This window comes from Desulfurivibrio alkaliphilus AHT 2 (genome assembly GCF_000092205.1).
Classification (GTDB): Bacteria; Desulfobacterota; Desulfobulbia; order Desulfobulbales; family Desulfurivibrionaceae; genus Desulfurivibrio; species Desulfurivibrio alkaliphilus.
Genome location: NC_014216.1, coordinates 1,629,556 through 1,650,360 on the forward strand (window position 1 = coordinate 1,629,556; position 20,805 = coordinate 1,650,360).

A 20,805-nucleotide genomic window follows, 5' to 3' on the forward strand; every position below is an offset into this window, starting at 1 on the left:
TCGTCCGAAGATGCGGTGCCGCTGAACGATTACACCGGCAGGCGGACCTTGATTGAGGTGCCCCGGCCGGGCTGGCTGTCCACCGTGATCTCACCGCCCAGGGCCTGGACAATGCCGTAGGAAACCGCCAGCCCAAGGCCGGCACCGCTCTTTTTGGTGGTATAGAAAGGATTGAAAATCTCACCCCGGGCCGGCGCCGCGATCCCCGGCCCCGTATCGCCCACCACCACCTCCAGCCAGTCGCCCTTACTGCCATCTGCTTCCACCTCGCCGGTCGCCAGCCGGGTGAGCAACTGCAGCCGCCCCTGCCCTTCCATGGCCTGGACGGCGTTGATCACCAGGTTGGTGAACAACTGGCGCAGTTTTTCCTGGTCGACCAACAGCGGCGGCAACTGCCGGTCGTAATCGCGCTTCACCTCCAGGCCGGCGCAGTCAACCTGGTGGGCGGCCTGGGCGACGATTTCATCCAGCAACTCATTGACCCGCACCTCCTCGGCCGGGGCCGCCGCCTCTTCTTCTTCCCTGGCAAAGAGCAGGAGGCTGCGGGTGATCCGGGAAATACGCTCGGTGTTTTTGAGGATCTCCGCCACTTCCTCGGCCACTTCCTCGGCGACCTCCCCGGTCCCGTCACCCCCGGCCAGGCGCCGGCGGATAATCTCCATGTTGCCGCGGATGATGGCCGCCGGGTTGTTGATCTCGTGGGCCACCCCGGCGCCCAGCAGGCCGATGGCCGCCAGCTTTTCCTTGCGTACCAGCTCTTCCTGGGCCTGGAGCAGTTCGCGGTTCTTCTCTTCCAGGTCGCGGGTCCGAGCCGCCACCTTGGCCTCCAGGCTGCGATTGAGTTCATCCAGTTCCAGGCAGGTACGTTCCAGGGCCCGGGCGGCCTGCCGGCGCTCGGTGATATCCAGGAAGGTAACCACCGCGCCTTCGATTTCGCCCTGCTCGTTGTAAATGGGATTGGCGGTGAATTCGCCGGGGAAGCGGCTGCCGTCCAGGCGCTGGATAAGATAATCGTCTTCGTGCACGCTTTGCCCCCGGCCCAGAACCTGCGCCAGCACCGAGGAATGTGGTCCGCAGCCGCTATCTACTCCCGGCCGGGAGACGATATGATCGAAACAGCGGCCGCTGATTTCCATCGCCTCACCACCCAGCAGCCGGGAACCGGCCGGGTTGACAAAAGAAACCCGTCCGGCGGCATCCAGCCCCAGAATCCCTTCGCCGGCGGACTGCAGGATCAGCTCGTTGTCTCGCCGCAGCCGGGTCATGGTCCGCACCTGGTTGTTCACCCGTCGGCCGATCAACCAGCCCAGGCCGAGAAAACCGCCCAGCACCAGGATGCTGAGCAGCAACAAGTTGAGCATCACCCGGGCCAGCATGGCCTCGGCGTGGTCGGTCATGGCGGCGCTGCGCGCCCGGGTCAGATCGGCCAACACCGGGTAAATCCGCTCGGTTCGGGCAAACAGATCCCGGGCCCGCATCTGCAAAGCCTCCCGTTCCCGCCGCAGTTGCAGCACATCGCCGCTGAGCCGGAACAACCCGCCCTCCCCGGGCTGGATGGTCTGATATTCGGGCAGCACCGCATAACCACGGCCGAAAATCAACTCCCGCAGGGCGGCCACCTTTTCCCCCTCCAGGCCCGCCACCGGGCCGTTTTCCTCCGCCAACAACAAAAGCTGGCGCTCCAAGCGCTCCAGCACCTGCTTGAGTTGATTGTCCCGCAGGTCGGCCAGGTGATCAAGCTGATCCTCGCCGGCCAGAGTTTCCACCAGGCGGGAGAGTTCGGCCAACTCGCTGCGAATCTCCTTGATCATTAACGGGCCGCTGCGGGGCCCTCTCCGGGCGTGCTGCTCCAGAAATTCCTGGGCCAGGGCCGGGGCCTGCTCCACCCCGGCTTGCCGCCAGCGGCGCAATGCCAAAGCCTCGGCCAGGCGCTGCCGGCCTTCCAGGGTTTCCGCCGCCGCCCGCATCTCCTCCAGCACCAGGCGCACCCGGCCCAAGGTTCTTTTTTCCTGCTGGTCGTCGGCCACCGGCCGATAACGGCGGCGCCACTCCATCGCCCGGCTGTGCAACACCGTCAGCTCGGCGGCGGCCGCCGACAGATCGGCCAGGGCGGGCATGCCGCGATAATCCTCCAGCTCATGGCGCAGGTCGGCCACCGCGGCATTGAAGGCGGCCGACGAGGAGGCTGAATCGGCGGCGGCCAAACCCTGCAGCAGCAAGGTCAGGTCACTGTCGACCTCCTGGCCCAGCCGCTGCAGCCGGGCGGCCAACTCGCCCAGTTGCCAGTCCTCTTCCAGCAGTTGCAGCCGTTCACGGTTAAGGTCCAGCAGGGTCCAGACCATCAGGCCGTTGGTGAAGGCCCCGGCCAGCAGCCCGATGGCCACCAGGGTCCAGACCAGGAAGGTGATGGTCCGACGATGCTCTTGCCCTTTTCCATGCTCGTCCATGGGCTCACTCATGGGCTCGCTCATGGCGCCACCGGGACCAGGGCGGCAATGCCGGTTTCATCCAGGGGTTCCAGCCCCCCGGCCCGCAACACCGTGGGCCAGACCTGGTTACTGGCCTGATGGCGCTTTGGCCCCAGGAACAGCTTGCGGCCCAGGCCCAGGTCAAACTCCCCCAAGGCCTCCAGGGCTTCGACCAGGCCCTCGCGGCTGGGTTCACCATCGATTTCCGCCAAGGCCACGGCCAACAGCCGCATGGCGATATAACCCTCCAAGGCCGGGAAACTGGGAGCCATATCCTGCACATAGGTCTCGATATCGCGCCGGAAATCGGCCACCAGCGGTAACTCGCGCTGCCGGGGGTGGGGCACCACCTGGGTAACCACCACCCCTTCAATCTCCGGCCCCAGCTCCCGGGCCAGAAAATCACCGCCGACAAAGGAAACGTTGAGCATCAGGCTGTTCAGGCCGGCCTGGCGGGCCAGCCGGATGAACTTGGCACAGGGGGCGTAGGCGCCCACCATGATGATGGCCCGGGGCGTCCGCTCCGCCAGCAGGATATCGGCCAGAGCGTTTTCCACCGCCAGGGTGTTGCGGGGATAGCGGACATGGAGAACCTGGCGTTCATCGGTCAACCCGTGGCGGCGCAAGGCCGCCAGTCCGCCGGCAAAGCCGGCGTCGCCGTAGCCGTCGCGCTGGGTGAAAAAGGCGATCTCCTCCGGGGCCAGACCGGCGTCTTCCACCAGCGCCCGGATCATGGTGGCGATCTCCTGGCCGTAGCTGGCTCGGAAATTGATGACATAGCGCTCGGGCGGCTCATGCCGCAATACCCCGGCACCGGTAAAGGGGGCAAAGTAGAGCACCCGGTGCTCACGGACCAGCGGCAGGGCGGCGATGGCGGTGGGAGTGCCGACGTTGCCGATGATCGCCAGCACCTTTTCCTCTTCGATCAGCCGCCGCATGTTGGGGGCGGTGCGGGCCGGTTCATAGCCGTCATCCAGGGCGATCAGGCGCAGACGCTGTCCGTTGATCCCGCCCTGCTGATTGACCCGCTCCAGGCCCAGTTCCACCCCGTCCCGCATGGCCTGTCCCAGCTCGGCGGTGGGGCCGGAAAGGGCGGTGGACATGCCCAGCACGATCTCCCCGGCCCGGCCGGTACCGGGCAGCAAGATCAACAACAGGCAGAGGAAGAAAAACAAACGAGGCATGATACTCCTTACGACTGTTCAAAGTAACGTAATCGTTCAGCAGCACCGCACCTTCGGGCGATCAGCCAGGCTTGAGTACCCGGTGTACGCGGCGCCTGGCTGCTTACCCGAATCTGCGCCACTGCTGAACGATTACGGCCCGTTAGACCGATAAGTTATTACCCCTGGTGAACGGTTACAAAGTAACTGATCACGGGGCCGGGGTGAGGCCGTAGTCGAGGATCTTGCGATCCAGGGTGCGGCGGGTGATGCCCAGCATGCGGGCGGCTTGGCTTTTGTTCCAGCCGGCCCGTTCCAGGATACTGGCCACCTGGCGGCGCTCGGCCTCGGCCAGGGTGACGGGAGCGGTGCCGGCCACCCCCGGCTGCGGCCGCTTGACGTGCTCCGGCAGGTCGTCCGGAGTCAGGCTGCGGCCCCGGGCGATAATGGCGCCGCGTTCGATGACGTTGCGCAACTCCCGGACGTTGCCCGGCCAGGAATAGCGGGTCAGCACCTTCAGAGCCGCATCGCTGATCCGGTCGACCTCGCGCCCCAGACGGGCGGAGGCCCGGTCGAGAAAGTGGCGGGCCAGCAAGGGCACATCCTCGGGGCGTTCCCGCAGGGGGGGCAAATACAGGGAAAAAACGTTGAGGCGGTAATAGAGATCCTCGCGAAACTCGCCCTTGGCCACCAGTTGCTCAAGATCTTTATTGGTGGCGGCGACAAAACGGACATCCACCCGCCTCGCCCGGGTGGCCCCCACCGGGATGAATTCGCCGTCCTGGAGTACCCGCAGCAACTTGGCCTGCAAGTGGGTGCTCAGTTCCGCCACCTCATCGAGGAACAGGGTGCCGCTGTCGGCCTCTTCCAGCAGGCCCCGGCGGCTGCTGTCGGCCCCGGTAAAGGCCCCTTTGCGGTGCCCGAAAAGCTGGCTTTCCAGCAGATTGTCGTTCAAGGCCGCGCAGTTGAGGGCCAGGAAACAGCGCCGGGCGCGGGGCCCGGCCCGGTGGATCTCCGCGGCGATCAACTCCTTGCCGGTGCCGCTCTCGCCCTGGAGCAGCACGTTGACGTCACCGGCGGCGGCCCGCTGGGCCAGTTCAAAGGTTTCGCGAAAACGGGGGCTGGCAAACACCAGTTCCTCGGCCGGGGCCGACGGGCAGGGGCCGGTGGTATCGCCACCTTCCTCCCGCAAGCGACTATTTTCCAGGCAATGCCCGATCACCGCCGCCAGCCGCTCTTCGGAAAAGGGCTTGGTCAGGTAATCAAAGGCGCCCAGCTTGATGGCCTCCACCGCCGAGTCGATGGTGCCGTAGCCGGTCATCATGACCACCCCCAGCTCCGGGCGCAGTGCTTTAACCCGGCTCAACACCTCCAGGCCGTCCATCTCCGGCATGCGGATATCCAGCAGCAGCACCCCGCCCCGCGGCCCATCTTCCGCCAGGGAGCGCAGCAGCGCCAAGGCCGAGGAGTGGGTTTTTACTTCATAACCCCATTCAGAAACGCTTTTGCGCAGGTAGCGCAGCATTCCCTCTTCGTCGTCACAGATATAAACCGTGCCCTTCATTTATAAATGCTTCTCCACAGTGCCGGTATTTTTGCCCCAACCGCGTTGCCAAAACCAAAGACCTTGACGTTCCCCTCCTGCTGAACGGCCACACTGCATCAAAAGTATACACCCAACGCCAAAAGTATACAAAGTTTCAATTCCCGCAGCGCCTTGTCCAACCGCCCGCCCCCGCCTTAACTTATTGTTTACACACGCCATCACTTACCCCCACGGTAATTGGTACATGGTTTGCAGAAGGCATGGGTGAAGCATTGCGAACACCATGCCATTTTAACCACAGTCAAGGAGGCCTGAAGCGATGAAACTGTCTAGAAGAAACCTGCTGAAACTGGCGGGGGCCGGGGCCGGGGCGGTGGCCGCCGGCGGGGTTGGTCTGGCCGGGACCAAGGCTTACGCCGCCGGCAGCAAGCTGCGGATTGCCCAGGCCCGGGAGTACCCTTCGATCTGCTGTTTTTGTTCGGGCGGCTGCGGGGTAATCGCCCAGGTGGTGGACGGCAAGCTGATCCACACCGAAGGTGATCCGGACAACCCCAGCAACCGGGGCTCCAACTGCTCCAAAGGAGCGGCGGTTCAGCAGACCCATGACAATCCCGAACGGGTCACCAACGTCCTGCATCGCGCCCCGGGTTCCGACCGCTGGGAGATCCGCTCCTGGGACTGGGCCATCGAGCGCATCGCCAGCCTGGTCAAGGACACCCGGGACCGCACCTTCCAGCGCACCACCGGCGGGGTGACGGTCAACCGCACCGAGGCCATCGGCAGCCTGGGCAGTTCCATCCTCAACAACGAGGATCTTTACCTTATTTCCAAACTGATGCGGGGCCTGGGGGTGAATTATATCGAACACCAGGCACGAATATGACACAGTTCGACGGTCGCCGGTCTGGGGGCCACGTTCGGTAGAGGTGCAATGACCAACCACTGGGTGGACTTCAAGAACACCGATGTCGCCCTGATCTGCGGCAGCAACGCCGCCGAAAACCATCCCGTATCATTTTCCTGGCTGCAAGAGGCCCGCGACAATCGTGGGGCCAAAATCATCAGCGTCGATCCCCGCTTTACCCGGACTTCGGCTCGGGCCGATCTCTACTGCCCGATCCGCAGCGGCACCAACCTGGCCTTCTACTGCGGGATGATCAACTATATTCTGGAAAACGAGCAGTATCATAAGGACTTTATCGCCCACTACTCCAACGCCGCCTCCATCATCAAGGAGGGTTTCAGCTTCGACCCGGAAACCGGGCTCTTCACCGGCTACGACGAGGGCCGCCGCGCCTACACCGACCGCACCAGCTGGGATTACGAGCGAGACGAGCAGGGCAATGTCCGCAAGGACATGACCCTGCAGCACCCCCGTTCGGTCTTCCAGCTCATGAAACGCCATTACTCCCGCTACACGGTGGAAGCGGTGGCCAGCACCTGCGGCGCCCCGGTGGACAAACTGCGCCAGGTTTACGAGCTGTTCAGCTCCACCGGCCAGGTGGGCAAGGCCGGCTCCATCCTGTACGCCATGGGCCAGACCCAGTTCACCTCGGGCTCCCAGAACGTGCGCTGCATGGCCATTATCCAGACCCTGCTGGGCAACATGGGCCTGCCCGGTGGCGGGGTCAACGCCCTGCGGGGGCATTCCAACGTCCAGGGCTCCACCGACATGGCCTGCCTCTTCCACCTGCTGCCGGGCTACATGCCCTGCCCCACCACCGGCCAACCGACCCTGGAGGCCTACAACGCCACCACACCGGCCGCACCCGCTTTCTGGAGCAACCGGCCCAAGTGGATCGCCAGCCTGCTCAAGGCCTGGTACGGTGAGGCTGCCAATCCGGACAACGATTTCGCCTACGATTTTCTGCCCAAGGCCCAGGCGGGCAAGAACTATTCCCACATGGCCCTGTTTGAAAATCTGTACAACCATAAAGAGCTGGAAGGGCTTTTTGTCTGGGGGCAGAACCCGGTGGTTTCCGGACCCCATTCCACCATGGAATCAAAGGCGGTGGAAAACCTCAAATGGCTGGTATGCCTCGATCCTTTCGAAAACGAGACCAGCGCCTTCTGGAAACGCCCCGGCGCCAACCCCGCCGCCATAGACACCGAGGTTTTCCTGCTGCCGGTGACCACCTTCCTGGAAAAGGAAGGGTCGCTCACCCACAGCGGAAGGCTGATCCAGTACCGCTGGAAGGCGGTGGACGGCCCGGGCAACGTCCGCCAGGAATCATTCATCCTCGACCGACTGGTCAAGCGCCTGAAGGCGCTCTATGCTGCCAGTGACCTGGCCCAGGACGCGCCGATTAAGCAGCTGACCTGGGACTACCCCGATCCGCAGCGCAGCCAGACCGATTTCATCGATGCGGTGATGCGGGAGATCAACGGCAAAAACCTGACCACCGACAAGCTGGTGCCCGGCTTCGGCGCCCTGCAGGACGACGGCTCCACCGCCTGCGGCAACTGGATCTATTCCGGGATGTACACCGAAGAGCTGGGCAACCGCACCCAGAACCGGGTGCTGGACGACCCCGGCGGCTGGGGTGCGCATCCGGGCTGGGGCTTTGCCTGGCCAGCCAACCGGCGGATCATCTACAACCGCTGTTCCGCCGACCCCGACGGCAACCCCTGGTCGGAGGAGCGCCGGTACCTGTGGTGGGACGGCGCCAAATGGACCGGTTACGACGTGCCGGACTTCGCCCCCACCATGCCGCCGGACGCCCCGTTGGGCAAAAAACCCTTTATCATGCTCACCGAGCGCGAATCCCGGCTGTTCGCCATCGGCGCCTTGAACGACGGGCCGCTGCCCGAGCATTACGAGCCGGTGGAGAGCCCCACCCACAACGTCTTCAACCGCCGCCAGAACAACCCGGCCTATTTTACCGGCACCGACGGCGACAAATCGCTGGGCGACTTTGAACAATTTCCGCTGATCTGCTCCACCTGGCGGGTCTGCGAGCACTGGCACACCGGTGCTCTAAGCCGCAACATGCCCTGGCTGGCCGAGCTGATGCCCTCTTCGTTTGTGGAAATCGGCGAAGATCTGGCCCGGGAACGGAACATCAGTAACGGCGAGATGGTGGAACTGGTCTCCGCCCGCGGCAAGGCCCGGGCCATGGCCATGGTCACCCCCCGGTCGCACATGTTCGAGATCAACGGTCGCAATGTCCACCAGGTGGGCCTGACCTGGCACTTCGGCTTTCAGGGCCTGGTGACCGGCGATATTGCCAACAACCTCACCCCCCACGTGGGCGACGCCAATACCTCGATCCCTGAATACAAGGCGTTCCTTGTGGACATCAGAAAGGTGACATCATGAGCAGAATGGCAAGACTGATCGACATAACCCGTTGTACCGCCTGTCGGGGCTGCCAGGTTTCCTGCAAGCGCTGGAACCAGCTGCCGGGGGAAATCGGTGCCTTCACCGGCAGCTACCAGTCCCACGACGACCTTTCCCCGGGCCGTTGGACGATGATCAGGTTTTACGAGGAGAAAAAGGGCCGCGGTGAACTGGCCTGGCATTTCCGCAAGGCGACCTGCATGCACTGCGGCGATGCCGGCTGCCTCAAGGCCTGCCCCAACGAGGCCCTGGTCCAGGAAGAGAACGGTACCATTCGGCGGATCGAGGAAAACTGCATCGGCTGCGGCCACTGCGTGCAGTTCTGCCCCTTCGATATCCCGAAAGTTGATGAGGTGGCCCAGAAGATGAAGAAATGCACCTTCTGCTACGACCGCATCAGCAACGGCCGGGAGCCGGCCTGCGCCAAGACCTGCGTGCCCCGGGCCATCGTGTACGGCACCTGGGAAGACATGGCCGCTCTGGCCGATGAACGGCTGGCCCAGGCGCGAAAACTCTACCCCAACTCCCGCATTTACGGCAAGGATGAGCTGGGCGGGCTGGGGGTGATTTACATTTTGCCCGATGCCCCGGAAAAATACGGGTTGCCGGAAGATCCCCGCCTGCCCTTCACCCTGGGCCTGTGGAAAGATGTGGTGCAACCCTTCGGCAGCGCCCTGATCGGCGCCAGCCTGGCGGCCACCGGTCTGGCCTTCATTATTTCCCGGCGGAATGCCATGAAACTGAAGGAAAGCGCGAAACTGGAGGAAGGAGGCTACGACGATGAGCAGCAAAAGAATGGTTAAACGTTTCAGCGCCACGATCCGGGTCAGCCACTGGCTGTATGCCATCAGCTTCATCACCCTGGCGACCACCGGCTACCTCCAGTTCGGCAGCGCCCTGGACTGGATGATTCCGCTTTTCGGCAGCATGGAAGGGGCCATGGTGGTGCACCGGGTGGCGGCGGTATTTTTAATGATCGCGGTGGTGCTGCCGTTGTTGATGCGGCCCCGGGAGGTCGGCGCCTGGCTGAGCGAGGTGTTCAACTTCACCAGCGCCGATGCCGCCTTTTTAAAGGCCTTCCCGGCCAAGTTTTTCGGCATCAAAAAGGAAATCCCGCCCCAGGGGTTCTATAACGGCGGCGAGAAGATCAACTCCATGATCCAGATCGTCTGCGGCCTGGGGCTGATCATCAGCGGTCTGTTTCTGTGGCTCAGCGCCGCGCCGCCCACCATCATGTACCCGCTGCACGCCCTGTTCATGGCCATCGGGGTGGCGGCAGCCATCGGCCATATTTACCTGGCCCTGCTCAACCCGGTTTCCAACGAGGCCATCGGCGGCATGATCAGTGGCGAGATTTCCGAAGAGTACATGAAGGAAAACCACGGCCGCTGGTACGAGCAGGTATATAAAAAGCGGGCCTAACGGCCCTCCTCAAACGGCCTGGGATGGCTTTTGCAACGGAATTACAAGGAGCATTATGAACGCAACCACGACCACCCCAAGGCAGGACCAGCCGGTGGATCTGCGGCGGACCGAGTTGCCCGCCGCCCCACCGGAACTGGTTGCCTACTGCCGCCAGTTGGATGATTGGGTCAACACCTGCACCGGGGAGTTGAAATCGCAAGTAACGCCGGCGGCGCCGGCGGTGAGCGAGGCCATCCGGCAACTGGGCAACAACGGTTCGCTGGAGGAGATGGGGCTGGTGGAGTTTGATCTCCTGGCCCTGGCCACCAACCTGCGCCAGGTTTGCGAGTTGTTCCGGCAGCATTTCCCCGACGACCCCCTGACCCCGCACCTGGCAACCGCCCCGGCGTTGGCCGACCAGCCGGCCCTGGATCCCGTCCAGGAATGGTTTGCCGGCGCCGCTCCGGACAAAGGCAAGCCGGGCGAGGCCCGCACCGCCGTACAGGCGCTGACCTCCACCATGCAGCAGTGGGCTTACGAGCGGGAGCTGGACGAACACACCCTGCTGCAACTGCTGCACTGGGCCGCCGCCCCCTTCCGGCGCCGGGCCGGACACCGCTACCAGGCAGAGCTGGCCGAGCTGATTACCAATGAACGGGGCCACTGCCCGATCTGTCGCCGGGAGCCGGACCTGGCGGAGTTGAGTTCCGCCGAGCACGGCCGACGCTATCTGCTCTGCCTGCCCTGCGATCTGCGCTGGCATTTCAAGCGAATGGGCTGCCCCCATTGCGGCAACATGGATTTTGAACGCCTGGGCTACCTGCTGGTGGGCAACGACCAGGCCTACAAAATCTATCACTGCGAAGCTTGCAAAGGTTACCTGAAAACCATCGACCGGCGCGACGACAACGCGCCGCTACACAGCCCCAGCCCGCTGCTGGAAAATGCCAGAACCTGTTTTCTTGATATACTGGCAGTGGAAAAGGGTTACCACCCCACCCCGGAAAAGCCCGCCGAGCAACCGGCTCCATAAAGTCACGTGCGAGGTGCACCATGAAAAACAGTTGCTCTAAACGCTGCTCAGAGCGTAAGATAGCCGGACTGCCCGAAGAGGTGCGCCGGCAGATTGAAACCCGCCTGCGGCTGCAGAGCCGCGACAACCGGGTTTCCTGTGCCGCCGCCCGAGGCATTGCCGCCGAGTTGGGGGTGGCGGCCCGGGAGGTGGGAAGTTTGGCCGATTTTCTCGATATCCGCATCAACCAGTGCCAGTTGGGTTGTTTTTAGCGGTTGGTCGGCGGCACCTTGTTTGCTTTTTACGCCAAGGAACCATCCTTTATGACGCCCAGGTGCAGGTGCAACTTACCGCCGAACCCGCCCGTTTACCCCCTGATTACTGCGAGTTTTTCAACGCAACTGTGGTCATGGGGTTTTCATGAATAAATCCGATCATCATACCGCTCCCGCTCCGAACCTCGATATGCTGGGGCGGAGCGGAGCCGCACCGCTGGCTGAGGTGTTCGAGGTGTTGAAACGGCTGATGGCCGCCCACCCCGGCCCGGCGGTGGAGGAAATAGAAGCTGACGAGGCCTTGGGGCGGATCAGCGCCCAACCGCTTTACGCGCCGGAAGAATTGCCGGTCCACCCCCGTTCGGTGATGGACGGTTATGCCGTGCGGGCCGCCGACACCTACGGGGCCTCGGCCAACCTGCCGGCCTATCTCACCATCAGCGGCGAGGTGAAGATGGGCGAGATGCCCACCGCCGGCCCGGCCCCCACCGAATGTTACCGTATCGCCACCGGCGGCCTGCTGCCGCCGGGCTGTGACGCGGTGGTGATGCTGGAACACACGGTACCGGCCGGTGACAACCTGCTGGAGGTGGTCAAACCGGTGGCCCCGGGTGGCAACATCATCGCCCGGGGCGACGATGTGCAGACCGGGGAGGAACTGCTGCCCGCCGGCCACCGCTTCCGGCCCTGCGACCTGGGGCTTTTGGCCGGGCTTGGCCTGGGGCGACTACAGGTGTTCGCCCGGCCCCGGGTGGGAATCATCTCCACCGGCGATGAAATCGTCCCCCCCGAACAAACCCCGCCGCCGGGCAAGATCCGGGACATGAACATGGCCGGTCTGCTGGCCATGGTGCAAAGCCAAGGGGCCGTCGGGATCAACTACGGCATCGTGGGCGACCGGGAAGACGATTTCGTGGCGCAAATGCAACAAGCCCTGGCGGAGTGCGACCTGATCATGTTTTCCGGCGGCACCTCGGTGGGGGTGGGCGACCTGGGTGAGCGGGTACTGGGGAAATTGACCTCTCCCGGCATTTTAATCCACGGGGTGGCGGTCAAACCCGGCAAACCGGTGATCATCGCCGCCCATGGGCCTAAGCCGGTCTTCGGCCTGCCGGGCCACCCGGTGTCGGCAGCGGCCTCTTTTGCCCTGCTGGTCAGACCCCTGCTGGCCGGCCTCGGCGGCCGGCGCCATTCTATCACCCCTACCGAAACCGCCGCTGACCCCATAAGGATTCCCAGTCCGGTGGCCACCGCCACCCTCCAACGCAACCTCAACTCCGCCGCCGGCCGCACCGACCTGGTGCCAGTAAAACTACAAACTTCCCCCACAGGCGACCTGGTCGCCACGCCGGTGCTGGGCAAATCCAGTGCCCTCTCCACCCTGGTCCGGGCCCACGGCTGGATCATCATCGACGCGCACCGCCAGGGACTGGACAGCGGCAGCCAGGTTGCGGTATATAACTTCGACACCCCGGATCTTTGGTAAACGTCCAGCAGCACCGCATCTTCGGGCGATCAGCCAGGCTTACGTACCTGGGGTACGCTGCGCCTGGCTGCTTGCCCGAACCTGCGGCACTGCTGAACGTTTACGGCCCGTTATATCAGCAGTTATTGGCCTTGGTGAACGCTTGCGATCTTTGGATAGTAAGCGGTCACGGGGCACCAAATCTTGTAAGGGACCCCCATGCGACGCAATATCTACGTTGACAATCTCCCCCTGGAAGAAGCGCGGCAGCGCTGGCAAATTGCTCTGGAGGAAAATGGCTGCATCCGGGCCCGGGAGGAGCTGATCCCGGTGGACCAGGCCCTGGGGCGGATCACCGCTCGGGCGGTCTATGCCCCCAACTCGGCACCTTTTTACAATTCCGCCGCCATGGACGGGATCGCCGTTGATTTCCGCGACACCATCGGGGCCAGCGAGGCCCGGCCTCGGCTGCTGGAGGCCGGCCGCTTCACTCCGGTCAACACCGGCAACGCCCTGCCCGAAGGCTGCAACGCGGTGATCATGATCGAGGACGTGCACGCTTTGTCCGACGGCGCGGTGGAGATCATCGCCCCGGCCCCGCCCTGGCAGCATGTGCGAACCATCGGCGAGGATATCGTGATCAGCGAGCTGCTACTGCCGGAAAACCACGTGGTGCGCCCCATCGACCTGGGCGCCCTGCTGGCCACCGGAGTGGCGGAGATCATGATCAAGATTCCCCCGGCGGTGGCGGTGATTCCCACCGGCAGCGAAATCGTCCAACCCGGTGAGCAGCTTAAGCCCGGCAACATCATTGAATTTAACAGCCGCATTTTGGCTGGCTACCTGAGTCAGTGGGGGGCGCAGGCCCACCGCCAGGAGATTGTCCGCGACGACCCCGAACTGCTGCGCCGCAAGCTGGAAGCGGTCACCACCAACCCCGCCTTTGACCTGGTGGTGATCAACGCCGGCGCCTCGGCCGGCAGCCGCGACTTCACCGCCCAGGTGCTGGCACAGTTGGGTACGGTGGTGGTGCACGGGGTCAACATCAAGCCGGGCAAGCCGGTGATCCTGGCCATTGTCAACAACAAGCCGGTGATCGGCCTGCCGGGCTACCCGGTATCGGCGGTGCTGACCCTGCGCCTGTTCGGCAAGGCCCTGGTGGACCAGTGGCTGGGCCGCGACGGGGACGAGGAGCCGGCGGTGACCGCCCTGATGTCCAGACCCCTGCCCTCCAAGCTGGGCACCATCGATTTTGTTCGGGTCAAGCTGGGCCAAGTGGGTGAAAAGCTGATCGCCACCCCCACCGGACACGGGGCCGGGGCGGTGATGACCCTGGTCCAGGCCGACGGCATCCTTACCGTACCGGCAGCCAGCGAAGGGATCGCCGCCGGGGCCGAGGTGCAGATCGACCTGTTGCGCACGCTCAAGGAAATCGCCAACACCCTGGTCTTCATCGGCAGCCACGACAATATCCTCGATGTCATCGCCAACCTGCTGCACCGCCGCCGGCCGCTGACCCGCCTATCCTCCTCCCACGTGGGCAGCATGGGCGGGATCATGGCCATCAAGCGGGGCGAGGCGCACCTGGCCGGCAGTCACCTGCTGGACGAGGCCAGCGGCGAATACAACGTGCCCTTTATCAAAAAAATCCTCGCCGACGTGCCGCTTAAGCTGGTCAACCTGGCCTGGCGGGAGCAGGGCTTGCTGGTGCCCAAGGGCAACCCCAAGGGAATCAGCGGCTTTGCCGACCTCAAGCGGGATGATATCAGCTTCATCAATCGCCAGCGGGGCGCCGGCACCCGTATTCTCACCGACCTGCATCTGAACAAACTGGGCATTGCCCCGGAAGAGGTCACCGGCTACCACCGCGAGGAGTACACCCACATGACCGTGGCCTCGGCGGTGGCCGGCGGCAACGCCGACACCGGCCTGGCGATCATGGCCGCCGCCCGGGCCCTGGATCTGGACTTCATCCCGGTGGCCCGGGAGCGCTACGACCTGATCATCCCCACCGCCCACGCCGCCGACCCCAAGGTGGAGGCAGTGCTGGAACTGATCGCCGACAACCGGGAATTCCGCGACACGGTCACCGGCCTGGGCGGCTACGACCTGACCGACTGCGGCAAATTGATATACGAACAGTGGTAAGCGAACAGCAGCACCGCATTTTCGGGCGATCAGCCAGGGTTACGTACAGGGGGTACGCTACGCCTGGCTGCAAGACCAAACCTGCGGCACTGCTGTTCGCTTACGGCCCGTTATACCTGTAAGGTTAGCACCCCTGATGAACGGTTACGAACAGTGAAACTGGCGTTGAACATACCGATCATATGGCGCCTGGGAATACTGCTGCTCTGGCTGGTCTTGCTGGGCCTGCTGCTGGGCCGGGACTACCTGGTGGAAGAGCTGCAACTGCGGGAAACCGCCGCCCTGGAACGTGACCGGGAAACCAGCTTCGCCGGAGTCTATTTCCAGGGGGAGCGCATCGGCTTTGTCCGCAGCCGCTTAACCCCCGGCGCCGAAGAAGAGATGCTGCTGGAGCAGGAAGCCTACCTGCTGCTCAATATCCTCGATGAACAGCACCCGGTGCGCCTGCGGCTAACCGCCCGGCTGGACAACGCTCACCTGCTGCAGGATTTCGACTTCACCCTGCTCTCCCCCTTTGCCGAAACCAGGGCCCGGGGCCGGATGGAGGGGCCGGACGGGCTGACTTTGCTGCTGGAACTGGACACCCCCAGGAGCGGGGTCCGCCGGGAGCGGATCGCCCTGCGGGAAGCGCCGCGGATCGCCACCAACCAGCGAGCCTACCTGCTGCCCCCGGACCTGAGCCCCGGCGATCGGCTGCGGGTCAGCTATTTCGACCCCGTTTCCCTGGCCGGCCACGAACGGATTTTGGAATACCGGGGCCGGGAACGTGAGGTAATCGAGGGGCGGATTCATAACCTGCACCGCTTCAGTGAAACCTTTGCCGGCATGCGGATCAACGTCTGGCTCAACGACCAGGGCCGGATGGTCAAGGAGCAGTCGCCGGCAGGCTTTGTGTTCCTGGCTGAGCCGGAATTCCGGGCCACCGACATCCCCGCCGCCGGCCCGGAAATTTTAACCTCGGTGGCGGTCCCCCTGGAAGGACGCCTGCCCGCCGACCTGGCGCAACGCCGGCAAATGCAATACCGCCTGCTGCTGGCTGAAGAGGTGGAACTGGACCTGGGCCAGGATCTGGACCTGATCGGCGGCCGCCAGCAACTGACCGACAATCTCCTGACCATCCAGCGTGAACAATGGCCTCCGCCACCTGAAACCTATCCCTGCGCCCCGGCGGCTCCCTGGGAAGGTTCCGGCGGCGAAGCGCAACCTCACCAACGAAACGCTCAGCAAATAAAAGCCGCCCTGGCCGCCACCCCCCACGTGCAGAGCGACGACCCGGAACTGGCCGCCCTGGCTCACCGCATCGTGGCCCAAGCCCAAACCCCGGCCGACCAGGTGGCAAAACTGGCCGCCTGGGTCCACCGGGAAATGGAACAACGCCCGGTAATGGGCATCCCCGACGCCTTGAGCGTGCTGGAAAGCCGGGTGGGCGACTGCAACGAGCACGCCACCCTGTTTGCCGCCCTGGCCCGGGCTGTGGGGCTGCCCACCAGGATCGCCGCCGGCCTGGTCTACCTGGATGACCGCTTTTACTACCACGCCTGGAACGAGGTCTGCCTGGGCGAAAAATGGTACAGCGTGGACACCACCTTAAACGAACTACCCGCCGGCCTGACCCACATCCGCCTGGTCACCGGCGAAACCGCCGAAATGGTACGGTTGGGCGCACTGTTAGGGAAACTGCGCCTGCAAACCTCACCCTAAGAGAAACCATGACCGTTAATGAAAAACCAAATACCCCGATCCTGGAAGTAAGCGGGCTAAGTAAACGCTTCGGCGCCCACCAGGCGGTCAAGGACTTGGACCTAACGGTGGGCGCCGGCGAGATTTTCGGCTTTCTGGGCCCCAACGGGGCCGGCAAGACCACCACCATCCGCATGCTGGTGGGCCTGCTCAAACCCGATGACGGCAGCGTCAGGATCATGGGTCGTGATCTGGCCGCCGACCCGGCCTGGGGCAAATCCCACACCGGCTACATCCCCGACCGCCCCTTTTTATATGAAAAACTCACCGGCCAGGAGTTTCTCCAGTTCATGGCCGGTCTGTACCGGCTGCCGCCGGAGACCTTCCAGCGCAACGCCCCCCGCCTGCTGCGCCTTTTCGATCTTGAACAATGGCAGGATCACCTGGTGGAAAGCTATTCACATGGCATGAAGCAGAAACTGATCATCACCGCCGCCTTCATGCTGGAACCGCCTTTGATTGTGGTGGACGAACCCATGGTGGGGCTGGACCCCAAAAGTGCCCGGCTGGTAAAAGAAATTTTCAAGCAGCATGCCGCCGCCGGCAACACCGTTTTTCTCTCCACCCACTCTTTGGAGGTGGCCCAGGAACTCTGCCATCGCATCGGGATTATCGTTAACGGCCGCCTCAAGGCCCTGGGCGACATGGAGCAGCTTCGGGCCCAGGCCCGGGGACAGAAGGGCGACCTGGAGGATATTTTCCTGGAACTCACCGGCTCCCACGAGTTGCAGGCGGTAATCGGCGCCCTGCAGGACCAGTAAGCGTTCAGCAACGACGCATTGACAAGTTGCCCCAATTACTCCATAATGCCCCGTCAGCGCTAACAAACATTAATACCCATTTCACCCCGATCACCGGCCATGTTTAATCTGCTGCGTCCATTCCTGCTCAGCGCCCGCCATTATTTGCTTCCCGGCGGCCGGCCCGGCGGCAAGGGGCTGGGCATCCTGCTCTTCAGCCTTGCCGTGGCCGTGGCCCTGTATCTGCTGGCCATAAGGGTAATTACCTACTTCCAGGCCCAAAGCGAACTGGGGATTATCCTCAGTTTGAAAATTTTTGAAATGGCCTGGATTCTGCTCTTTGCCATGGTCATGTTTTCCGCCATGGTTACCTCGGTTTCCACCATCTTTCTTTCCAAAGACAACGAGATCGTCTTTGCCGCCCCGCTGCCGCCGGCCCGTATTTTCACCATGCGCTACCTGACCACCAGCTTTTATACCGGCTGGATGCTCTTTTTGTTTATGCTCCCTCTTCTGCTGGCCTACGGGCAAGTGTTCGGGGCCGGCCACCTCTACTGGCCGCTGCTGGTTCCCACCCTGCTGGCCACAATTTTGTCCGCCACCGGGGCCGGGCTGCTGTTTACCATTATTTTGGTCAACCTCTTCCCCGCCCGGCGTACCAAGGATATCGTGCTTTATCTGTCCATTTGCTTCGGCATTCTGATCTACCTGATGTTCCGGCTGTTGCGCCCCGAAGAGCTGGTCAACCCCGACAATTACGGCCATTTCATCGAATATCTCTCGGCCCTGTCGGCGCCTGCCGCCGGGTATTTGCCCCCGGCCTGGAGCGCCAACCTGCTCTCCCTTTATCTGCTGGACCGAGAGTTGGACCTGCTGCTGCTGGCGGTACTGCTGCTGACACCGGTGGCCCTGTTCTTTTTGGGGGAGGCGGCCATGAACCGCTGGTTTTTCCGGGGTTACAGCAAATCGTGCGAGTCCTTCGGCGGCGGTCGGCGTTTTGCAGGCCGCTTAACCAGCTACCGGCCCCAGCCCTGGCGGCGGATCTTTCACAAGGAGGCCAAAACCCTGCTCCGGGATTCCACCGAGTGGGCCCAGTTTTTCATGGTGGGCGCCCTGATTATTGTTTACCTGTACAATTTTAAAATTCTGCCTTTAGACCGGGCCTTTATTCAGGAAGAATACCTGGCCAACCTGATCGCCTTTCTCAATATCGGCCTCAGCACCTTTGTTTGCGCCTCTCTCGCGGCCCGGTTCGTCTTCCCGGCCGTCAGTGCCGAAGGCGGGGCCATGGTGCTGCTGCAAAGCTCGCCCTTAAGCATGCGTTCTTACCTGCTGCGCAAATACCTTTTTTACCTGCCACCCTTTACTTTTCTGGCCCTGCTGCTGATCCTGCTCTCCAACCACTTGCTGGGGGTAACCGGCCCCATGTGGTGGATCGCCTTGGCCCTGGTGTTACCTTTGGCCTGGGCCCTGCCGGCTCTGGCCCTGGGTTTCGGCTCCATCTACGCCGACTTCAAGGCGGAAAACCGGGCCGCCACCCTGGGCGGCTGGGGGGCCTGGCTTTATCTGCTCAGCGCCATGAGCCTGATCATTGCCACCATTGCCGCCAGCACCTACCCGGCCTGGCGCCTGCTGCGCAACTGGCTGCGCCACGGAGCCCCGGCGCCAGGAGACCTGCCGCTGCTGCTGGCCGCCTTGCTGCTGGCGGCCCTGTTCTCGGCGGCGGTGGCGGGCTTTTTCTTCCTGAAAGGGGCCAAGGCGCTGGACCATTTGGCCTAATAAAAAAGAGGAGCAATTCAAAAAATGCTGGCCAAGGTGAAAAGCGGGGCAGTGGTAGGGGTGGACGGACTGCTGGTGGATGTGGAGGTGGACATTGCCCGGGGGCTGCCGGTCTTCACCACCGTGGGGTTGGCCGAAGGGGCGGTGCGGGAGAGCAAGGAGCGGGTCAAGGCGGCGGTGAAAAACAGCGGCTACGAGTTTCCCGCCCGGCGGATTACCATCAACCTGGCCCCGGCGGATTTGAAAAAGGGCGGCACCGGCTACGACCTGCCCATTGCCATGGGAATTCTGGCCGCCGGCGAGCTGATCAAGCCGGAGCAGGTGGCCGGCTGCTGTTTCATTGGTGAGCTTTCCCTGGATGGGGGGTTGCGGCCAACCCCCGGCATCCTGCCCATGGTGCTGGCGGCTCGCCAGGCCGGGCTGGAGGCGGTGATGGTACCTCGGGCCAACGCGGCGGAAGCGGCCATGGTGCAGGGGATCAAGCTGCTGACGGCGGATTCTTTGGGCGAGGCGGTGGATATGATCAGCGGCAATCGCCCCAGCCCACCGGTGGAATTTACCGACCAGTATAACCAGACCCCGGATTACGGGGTGGATTTCGCCGAGGTGCGGGGACAGGAATACACCAAAAGGGCGTTGGAGATTGCCGCCGCCGGCCACCACAATATCCTGCTGCAAGGCCCGCCGGGCAGCGGCAAGACCATGCTGGCCCGGCGGCTGCCCACCATTTTGCCCGAGCTCTCCTTTGAAGAGGCCCTGGAAACCACCAAGATCTACAGCGTGGCCGGCGAGCTGCTCCCCGGTTGCGGCCTGTTACAAACCCGCCCCTTTCGCGCCCCCCACCACACGGTTTCCGACGCCGGCCTCATCGGTGGCGGCAAAATGCCCCGCCCCGGCCAGGTTTCACTGGCCCACCACGGCATTCTCTTTTTGGATGAGCTGCCGGAGTTTCGCAAAAACGTGCTGGAAGGCCTACGCCAGCCGCTGGAAGACGGTCGGGTTACCATCGCCCGGGCCCAGCAGAGTCTGAGCTTTCCCGCTTCCTTTATGCTGGTGGCGGCCCTCAACCCCTGCCCCTGCGGCCATTACCCGGGTACCGAAAGCCATGAGTGTTCCTGCACTCCGGCCCAGGTTCAGCGCTACCGCCATCGGCTTTCCGGCCCTTTGCTGGACCGGATCGACCTCTATATCGAGGTGACGGCGGTGAAATTTGCCGAGATGAGCGACCACCGGCCGGCGGAATCGTCCGCCGACATCCGGCGGCGGGTGGACCGGGTCCACGAAATTCAGCGAAAACGCTTTCCCCGCCGCAAAACCGCCTTTTACAACAGCCGCATGAAGCCCGCCGACCTGGAGCAGCACTGCCGGGTGGATGCCACCTCCCGGCGCCTGCTGGAAGAGGCGGTGCGCCGCTTCGGGCTCTCCGCCCGGGCCTATCACCGGATCTTAAAAATAGCCCGCACCATTGCCGACCTGGCCGAAAGCCGGGAGTTGGCCCCCGCCCATATCGCCGAAGCGGTCCAATATCGCCGTTTAGAAATCAAAAAATAAGCAACAGCCGCGCCACCTTCTTCACTTTTTTTAGAATGAACTTTCTTTCCCGTCGACGACGTGGTATAACTGCCTACAATAAGGGATATTCGTCATCATGGAAAAAGAAAGCAGAAAAGAGTGGTTGAATGGTGGCTTTGGCTAAAATAATGGATTATACTTCGTTCCATTAAG

The 20,805-nt window shown here is 63.2% G+C and carries 14 protein-coding genes; 11 read left to right on the forward strand and 3 right to left on the reverse strand.

From position 1 onward, the window contains the following. Positions 1-29: 29 nt before the first annotated feature. The 3 genes from DAAHT2_RS13875 to DAAHT2_RS07070 all read right to left on the reverse strand — a co-directional run bounded on the left by DAAHT2_RS13875 (position 30) and on the right by DAAHT2_RS07070 (position 5,195). Entirely contained in the window at positions 30-2,471 is a 2,442-nt protein-coding gene (locus DAAHT2_RS13875; RefSeq protein WP_013163603.1) for a two-component system sensor histidine kinase NtrB, read from the reverse strand. After that, complete coding sequence (locus tag DAAHT2_RS07065; protein WP_013163604.1) at positions 2,468-3,652, reverse strand: ABC transporter substrate-binding protein; 1,185 nt, start codon at positions 3,650-3,652, stop codon at positions 2,468-2,470. The genes DAAHT2_RS13875 and DAAHT2_RS07065 overlap by 4 nt, the downstream gene beginning before the upstream one ends. Positions 3,653-3,842: 190 nt before the next feature. Next, on the reverse strand, positions 3,843-5,195 hold the full coding sequence (locus DAAHT2_RS07070; RefSeq protein WP_013163605.1) for a sigma-54-dependent transcriptional regulator: 1,353 nt from the start codon (positions 5,193-5,195) through the stop codon (positions 3,843-3,845). A gap of 301 nt (positions 5,196-5,496) precedes the next feature. Between DAAHT2_RS07070 and fdnG the strand changes: the two genes are divergently transcribed. The 11 genes from fdnG to DAAHT2_RS07130 all read left to right on the forward strand — a co-directional run bounded on the left by fdnG (position 5,497) and on the right by DAAHT2_RS07130 (position 20,631). Continuing rightward, positions 5,497-8,496, forward strand: a complete 3,000-nt coding sequence (fdnG, locus tag DAAHT2_RS07080; protein WP_157861436.1) for a formate dehydrogenase-N subunit alpha — start codon at positions 5,497-5,499, stop codon at positions 8,494-8,496. After that, positions 8,493-9,320, forward strand: a complete 828-nt coding sequence (locus DAAHT2_RS07085) for a 4Fe-4S dicluster domain-containing protein (protein ID WP_013163608.1) — start codon at positions 8,493-8,495, stop codon at positions 9,318-9,320. The genes fdnG and DAAHT2_RS07085 overlap by 4 nt, the downstream gene beginning before the upstream one ends. Then, positions 9,298-9,939 carry a formate dehydrogenase subunit gamma gene (locus tag DAAHT2_RS07090; protein WP_013163609.1) on the forward strand — a complete coding sequence of 214 codons (642 nt, stop codon included), beginning with the start codon at positions 9,298-9,300 and terminating at the stop codon, positions 9,937-9,939. Before DAAHT2_RS07085 ends, DAAHT2_RS07090 begins: the two co-directional genes overlap by 23 nt. Before the next feature lie 55 nt (positions 9,940-9,994). Next, a complete protein-coding gene (locus tag DAAHT2_RS13880; RefSeq protein WP_013163610.1) occupies positions 9,995-10,954 on the forward strand; it encodes a formate dehydrogenase accessory protein FdhE in 960 nt (319 codons plus the stop codon). 20 nt (positions 10,955-10,974) lie between these two features. After that, positions 10,975-11,205, forward strand: a complete 231-nt coding sequence (locus DAAHT2_RS07100; RefSeq protein WP_013163611.1) for a hypothetical protein — start codon at positions 10,975-10,977, stop codon at positions 11,203-11,205. A 148-nt stretch (positions 11,206-11,353) separates the two neighbouring features. Further along, complete coding sequence (locus tag DAAHT2_RS07105; RefSeq protein ID WP_013163612.1) at positions 11,354-12,694, forward strand: molybdopterin molybdotransferase MoeA; 1,341 nt, start codon at positions 11,354-11,356, stop codon at positions 12,692-12,694. A gap of 198 nt (positions 12,695-12,892) precedes the next feature. Next, positions 12,893-14,821: a molybdopterin biosynthesis protein gene (locus DAAHT2_RS07110; protein WP_013163613.1), complete on the forward strand. Its 1,929-nt coding sequence runs from the start codon at positions 12,893-12,895 to the stop codon at positions 14,819-14,821. A 165-nt stretch (positions 14,822-14,986) separates the two neighbouring features. Next, a complete protein-coding gene (locus tag DAAHT2_RS07115) occupies positions 14,987-16,522 on the forward strand; it encodes a transglutaminase-like domain-containing protein (protein WP_218914985.1) in 1,536 nt (511 codons plus the stop codon). An 8-nt stretch (positions 16,523-16,530) separates the two neighbouring features. Next, positions 16,531-17,322: an ABC transporter ATP-binding protein gene (locus DAAHT2_RS07120; protein WP_013163615.1), complete on the forward strand. Its 792-nt coding sequence runs from the start codon at positions 16,531-16,533 to the stop codon at positions 17,320-17,322. Positions 17,323-17,421: 99 nt separating this feature from the next. Then, the gene (locus DAAHT2_RS07125) at positions 17,422-19,080 is read left to right on the forward strand and encodes a putative ABC transporter permease subunit (protein WP_013163616.1); all 1,659 of its coding nucleotides are present in this window, start codon (positions 17,422-17,424) and stop codon (positions 19,078-19,080) included. Between the two features lie 24 nt (positions 19,081-19,104). Beyond that, complete coding sequence (locus DAAHT2_RS07130) at positions 19,105-20,631, forward strand: YifB family Mg chelatase-like AAA ATPase (protein WP_013163617.1); 1,527 nt, start codon at positions 19,105-19,107, stop codon at positions 20,629-20,631. Positions 20,632-20,805 lie beyond the last annotated feature (174 nt).